General features: G+C 38.8%; 4 protein-coding genes and 1 pseudogene. 3 read left to right on the top strand and 2 right to left on the bottom strand.

All coding sequences use genetic code 11. The features are described from left to right. Nucleotides 1-45: 45 nt before the first annotated feature. Both AC11ZT_RS04195 and AC11ZT_RS04190 read right to left on the bottom strand, forming a co-directional pair. A pseudogene (locus AC11ZT_RS04195) lies at nt 46-1,613 on the bottom strand (IS3 family transposase). A 125-nt stretch (nt 1,614-1,738) separates the two neighbouring features. Beyond that, on the bottom strand, nt 1,739-2,791 hold the full coding sequence (locus AC11ZT_RS04190) for a SepM family pheromone-processing serine protease (RefSeq protein WP_484058400.1): 1,053 nt from the start codon (nt 2,789-2,791) through the stop codon (nt 1,739-1,741). Nucleotides 2,792-3,051: 260 nt separating this feature from the next. Between AC11ZT_RS04190 and helD the strand changes: the two genes are divergently transcribed. The 3 genes from helD to AC11ZT_RS04175 form a co-directional block, all read left to right on the top strand. Continuing rightward, the gene (gene helD, locus AC11ZT_RS04185) at nt 3,052-5,409 is read left to right on the top strand and encodes an RNA polymerase recycling motor HelD (protein WP_484058399.1); all 2,358 of its coding nucleotides are present in this window, start codon (nt 3,052-3,054) and stop codon (nt 5,407-5,409) included. 31 nt (nt 5,410-5,440) lie between these two features. After that, nucleotides 5,441-6,424, top strand: coding sequence for a LacI family DNA-binding transcriptional regulator (locus tag AC11ZT_RS04180; RefSeq protein ID WP_484058398.1), 984 nt, complete (start codon nt 5,441-5,443; stop codon nt 6,422-6,424). 174 nt (nt 6,425-6,598) lie between these two features. Beyond that, nucleotides 6,599-7,028: glucose PTS transporter subunit EIIB (locus AC11ZT_RS04175; RefSeq protein WP_484058397.1), on the top strand; the 430-nt coding region annotated here is incomplete at its 3' end.

Raw genomic sequence — 7,028 nt, 5'->3', positions numbered from 1 at the left:
TGAAGTGACCCCTGTCAAGTAGACATCGGAAATAAATAAACGCTGCTAGACGGCTTTAGCCCTATATTCTAAAGGGCTAAGGCCGTTTAGTCTTTTTTGTAATCGCTCGTAATTATAAAATTGAATGTACTCCTCAATGTCTTTCTTCAACTCTTCGAATGTGCTGTACTTATTTAGATAATACTTCTCACATTTCAATGTTCCCCAAAATGACTCCATGGGTCCGTTATCGATGCACCTTCCCACTCTTGACATACTTTGCACCATTTTTGCTTTCTTAATTTTCCTTTTAAATGCAGGGGAAGTGTATTGAAATCCACGATCACTGTGAATGAGTGGAGTGGCTCCAGAATTTTCCTTCAAGGCTAAATCAAGGGTACGAAACACCAAAGGATTATTGTTCGAAGTGCCTAATACATAGCTTACAATGGATTTATCATGCAAGTCCAAAATGGCACTCAAATACGCCTTTTGTGAGTTCCCATACTTCATTTCTGTTACATCTGTTAACCATTTTTCATTTGGTTGATCCGCCTTAAAATTCCGATTCAATACATTCTCAGCTACATGCTGTGGTGTACTCGGCTTATACTTGGTACGCTTGCGTCGAATAACCGATTGGATGTTGACAATCTTCATCAGCCGATAAACACGTTTATGGTTAATAGCTTGTGAGAAGATGCGATTCACATTCAAGGTCAAACTGCGATACCCATAAATGCCGTTTTCCTTCTCATAAAGGCGCTCCATCTCTTTGAGAATTTTCTTGTTCCATTCTTCATTCCCGGAGGGAGTGCGATGCATCCACTTGTAATAAGAAGAACGCGCGATTTTCGCAATCTCGCATAATAGTACAATGGAGAAATTTTCTTCCTCATGAAGTTCCTGAATAGCTACATAGGTATCAGTTAATCGCACTTGGCTCAAGAGCGTCTCTTTCCACGCCTCCTTTCGAGTTCCTCCAACTTTTTTAAGAATGCATTTTCCGCCCGAAGACGCTCATTCTCTCGTTCCAATCGCTTCATCTCCCGCTGGATTTTTTCCTCCTCGGTTAACTCTGGCTCTACTTTCCGCTTTCCACGCTTATCCTTGAGTCCGTCTTCTCCCTCTTTCTCATACTTTTTCATCCATTGATACACTTGTTGGTAGGAAACTTCGAAATGCTCCGATGCCTGACAATAATTTTTTCCCTGTTGGAGACAGTACATTACAATTTCTAATCGTTCTTTTAAGGTGGTAGATCGACCTTTCATCATAGAGTTACTCATCCTTTTCGTATCTTTTAATTCTCTATGATTATTATAATTCTTTATCCATTTTTCCAACACGGAGCTACTGGATATTTCATACTTGCGTATAATCTCAGTCTGAGAATAGTTCCCGGAAAGATAATCAAGAACGGCTAACTTTTTTAACTCTTTCGAGTACCGTTTCCATCCCTTTGAATTCTGAAGTCCATCCATTCCATACGTCTGAAAAAGATAAATCCATTTGTGTAACGTTTTTTTGTGTACATTATATTGACGACAGAAGTCAAAAACTGAGGTTTGTCTGTCCTCATACGCTATAATCAATTCATATTTTTCTTGTGCAGAAAAGGAATTTTTGACCATAGAAAAAGCCCCCAATCAAGTAAACAGATTTTTATTATTTCATCTGTCTACTTAATTGGGAGCATATCAGAAATGGGACCCTCTTTGTTTATGCGAACGCAAATCATGATAAAATGGATCGTTTTTTATTTCTTCACACTCGGTGCAGCAGGTAGTGCATGTAAATAGGCAACGGCATCTTTCAGTGTAGATACTGGAACAATTTTCGTTGTGTACTTCTGTTTTGCAGCCTCATCTAAAATATCCTTCGTATTGTTATCTCCAGGTTTTTGATCCTTTGGACAGAAGAAGATGTTAATCCCAGTATCATGCGCTGCAATAATTTTATCGCGTATTCCACCAATTTGACCAATATTTCCATCAACGTCAATTGTACCGGTCCCTGCAATTTTATAGCCTTTCGTTAAGTCTTCATTTGTAAGCTGATTCACTATTTCTAATGAAAACATAAAGCCAGCGGAAGGACCACCGATATCTTCTGTTTGGAATGAAACATTGCGTTCTGTTTTCGCTGTAAATTGATCTTCTGGTAGAATGCCAAGTCCCGGTTTATCCTTGCTTGCATCAATTGAAATAAGTTCAATGTCTTTCTTTTGTTCTATTCCCTCATGCTTCCAGCCGATTTGTACTGCTTGTCCTACTTTTTTATTTGCAGCTATGTAATTCATAAAATCTAATGTGTTTTGAATGGGATGAGTATCTACCGAGGTGATTATATCACCTGGTTTAATAATCCCTTTTGCTTTAGATGTTTGCAAAACATTACTTACAAACACACCTTCATATGTAAGGGTCACAGGTTCACCAACTTGTCGAAGAGCTGCTGCTATCGCATTTTGCTGAGACGTAAGCATCATATGATTAAGCAGGTTCCCGTACTCCTCAGAGGTATACGTTCCTTGCACATCCTGCTCGGTCCGAATTTGTGTATGAGGAGTTAACAATCCATACAAGATATCATACACATTTCTTGCTTTCATGGATAATACGGTAGTTAAATAAAAATTTCCGGCTTCAGACTTATGTCCATTTTCTACCGTAACCTTTGGCGAAATTGCTTCAGCAGGGCCAGGTTGGTACAAATAATAAGGTGTAGGGATGAAGGCTGCTGCTAAGAAACAGATAGAAATAACAATTGTATATATGGTTAGAAATTTTTTTCTAATCAAGACTCTCATAGTGATTCCTTTCTAAATGCGGAAGTATGTACTTTAAAATAAATGTATAAGAGTAGTTCGGAATGAAATACCATTTATATTATAACGTAATCTATATTTTTAAAGTGAAAAATGTAATCCTAGTCTATGAAAATGATGTAGGTGGGGGAGTTGGTAGGGTTTTTCCATTAATTGAAAAGACACGTATATGTATGGTAAAATCAATGACAATATCAGTAAAATGAACGTGTGCTATTCATCTCGTGAAAGGAAGTGGCTAAATGGACAATCAGAGTGAAGAGTATCAATGGGAACAACGGCGTGTTGATGAAGTAGTCGAAAAAGCGGCTGCCAAAGCCCGTTTCCTCCAACAATACGTAGGTACAATCAAGTCAACCATTGTTGGTATGCGCAAGAACTTTTGGGAAGATGTCACAGTTAATTTTGAAGATGCAACCGAAGCGGCGGAAACACATGCGAGTCTGAAACAACAGGCTGAACTTCTTTCAGAACGGGAACGGAGCTACACACATAGTCAAAATGAAGTAAAAACTCTGCAACGATTGCAGTATTCTCCTTATTTTGGCCGTATTGATTTTAAAGAAGAGGGTGAGAAACAAGCGGATTCCATTTATCTCGGTATAGGCTCTTTTTATGATGAAAAAACGGAACAATTTCTTGTATATGACTGGCGCGCACCCATTTCAAGCCTCTATTATGATTACACGCTTGGTCCGGCTACATATAAAGCACCCGTGGGCATCGTATCAGGTGAAATGACGGTTAAACGACAATTTCTGATTCGCGATGGAATCATAGAAAGTGTATTTGACTCTAGTGTCACAATTGGTGATACACTGTTGCAGGAGGTGCTAGGTAAGCAAGCAAATACGGCGATGAAATCGATTGTTGCAACGATTCAGCGTGAGCAAAATGCAATCATTCGAAATGAAACGAGTAGAATGTTAATTGTTCAGGGGGTAGCAGGTAGTGGAAAAACATCAGCTGCCTTGCAACGAATTGCCTATTTACTCTACCGATACCGGGAATCATTGCGGGCAGAGCAAATACTATTGTTTTCTCCGAATCCAATATTCGGTAGTTTTGTTTCAACGGTTCTTCCAGAACTTGGAGAAGACAATATGCAACAGACGACCTTTCAAGATTATATCGAACATCAACTTGGAAAGGACATACGGCTAGAAGATTCGTTTACACAAATGGAATATGTATTGTCTTCTTATGCAGATAACAAGTATGAAGCACGAATTTCGTCTATTAAGTATAAGGCTTCACAAGCATACATGAAAATACTTGATTCCTATGTTACCTTTTTAAAGAAGCAGGGCATGTTATTTCTTGATGTTACATTTCGAGGAGAACCAATCGTATCCGCAAAGCAAATAGAAATCTATTTTTATTCGTTAGACCGTGCACTGTCGCTTGCTAACCGGGTTAGGCTGACAACAGAATGGCTTATTCAGCTATTAAAAACAGAAGAGAAAAAAGAACGGAAAAAACCGTGGGTGGAAGAGGAGATGGAGCTTGCAGATCAACATTTGCTAACTCTCGTTCACCAAAAGCTACAGCGACAAAGACGATATACAGAGGATACCTTTGATGATTTTGAACGGGAGCAACGGCTGCTTGCTGCAATGATCGTGCGAGAACATATGAAACCTACATATAGATTCGTTAAACAGCTTCAATTTTTACATATATATGCGTTATATCAAAATCTTTTTTCTGATGCGATGTTTGCGTTACAGTTTGTATCAGAACAAGAATTACCTTCAGAATGGCAAGAAATATGTAAAGTGTCATCTGGATTGCTAAAAAATAGCAGTATTCCCTATGAAGATGCAACAGCTTATTTGTATGTGAAAGAGCAGCTGGAAGGAGTACAAAAAAATACTTCCATTCGTCATGTGTTTATTGATGAGGCACAGGACTACTCGCCATTTCAATTTATATTTTTAAAACGATTATTTCCATTTGCAAAAATGACAGTGCTCGGTGACTACAATCAAAGTATTCATGTGCAGTCTGAAAATGTGAATTTGTTTCACTTATCATCTTTGTATGGGGAACAGGTAACGGAACGTATTGAATTAACGCGTAGTTATCGTTCTACAAAGCAAATTATCGAATTTTCCCGTATGTTGCTTCCGAGTGGTCAGCATATACAACCGTTTCAACGAGAAGGAAAAAAGCCTGTTGTCATTCAAGTTACTGAGAACGACAGGGTGAATCAAATTGTAACTTATGTGAGAGCTATAGATCACCATACGATTGCGATTATTTGCAAAACTGCAAAAGAAAGCCAACTTGCATATGAATTGATGCAGCCATACATAGATGTTCGCCTTATTACGAAGGAAACAGCATCCTATGATCATGGTGTACTTATTATACCGTCGTATCTAGCAAAGGGTATTGAATTTGATGCAGTAATTATATATGATGCTTCAAAGATCCAATATGGGCGAGAGAATGAGCGAAAGTTATTCTATACCGCTTGTACGCGGGCCATGCATGAATTATATCTTTTCTATACCAATGAAGAAAGCCCGTTTTTACATGAGGTTACTCAAGAATTGTTTGAAAGAGATGGATTGGAAGAATACGAGATAGAATAAATTTTTCATTTGGGTTAGAGAGGGAACGAAGATGAAGACGATATCAGACATTGCAAGCATAGCGGGAGTAGCAAAAAGTACGGTTTCCCGCTTTTTGAACGGAGGATCGGTAAGTGAGAGAACGAGACAAAAGATTGAACGAGCGATTAAAGAAACCGGTTTTGTTCCCAATCCATTTGCACAAAGTTTAAAGGCTAAAGTACCAAACATTATTGGTACCATTGTTCCGCGTTTGGACTCATATGCGGCTTCGCAAACGTTAATTGGTATTGACGAGTATTTGCGAGAATTAGGCTATCAAATGTTTATTGCAAATACAAGTCAAAGCTTAGAAAGAGAAATCGAAAGTATTTATACACTCGCGCATCAAAAGGTAGCCGGGATTATTTTATTGGCGACCCAAATTACGGAAGAACACATTGAAGCATTTCAGAAAATTAACATACCCATTATGCTTGTCGGACAGGAATATAACAAAGTGTATAGTGTGATTCACGATGATTACGGGGCAGGGTATGAAATGGGTAAGTATGTCCTTGCGCACGGTCACCGTAAGCTTGCCTACTTAGGTGTCACTGAAAAAGATATTGCGGTTGGGGTAAAGCGAAAAGCTGGTTTTACACAAGCGGTGCAGGAACAGGCAGGCTGTGAGGTACGCTATTTTGAAACGAGCTTTAGTATGATGGATTCCATCCAGATTGTAAGTTCGATTATTCATACCTATTCTCCGACAGTAATTGTATGTGCGACAGATAATTTAGCATTAGGTGCGATGAAGGCTGCTTATGTAAACGAGCTGCAAGTCCCGCATGATCTCTCAATCACCGGCTTTGGTGGATATGATGTAGCAGAGATGCTGCATCCAAGTTTAACGACGACGAAATTTTATTACAAACAAGCAGGAAAACGGGCTGCTGAGCGAATCGTAAAACTTGTGAACAAAGAAGAAATTCCGTTACAATTAATTTCAAACTTTAAAATTGTAGACCGTGAAAGCGTTGACAAAAAAGTATAGTCATCATATAATCTATTTGAAACCGGTTCCAAAAATGGCTGGTTTCAAAAAAATCGCTCTTTTTGGAACCGGTTCCTTATAATTGCACTTTATAAATCTAGCTATAATCAATTCTGTTCACCTTATATTGGAACCGGTTCTGAATCATACTATAAATAATAAGGAGGATTTACAATGAACTACAAAAGCATTGCGAAGGAAATCCTAGCAGCAATCGGCGGAAAAGAAAATGTTTCAGCTGCAGCACACTGTGCGACGCGGTTACGCCTCGTGTTACACGATGAAGAGAAGATCAATCAAGTAGAACTGGACAAAATGGATGCAGTCAAAGGGACATTCTCTACTGGTGGACAGTATCAAATCATCCTCGGCTCCGGAACGGTAAATGAAGTATACAAGGAATTTGCTAGTCTTACCGACATAACAGAAATGTCAACGAAGGATGTAAAGGATGCTGGAGCGAAAAAAATGAATCCACTTCAACGCTTTGTGAAAATGCTATCTGACATCTTTGTTCCAATTATTCCAGCTATCGTTGCAGGCGGGTTGCTAATGGGGATTAATAACCTATTAACCGCAAAGGATTTATTTTTTGCTGGAAAGT

It is taken from the genome of Ectobacillus sp., from assembly GCF_056992975.1.
The sequence above is the reverse complement of the archived record's forward strand: the minus strand, read 5'-3'. Positions and strand labels throughout refer to the sequence as shown.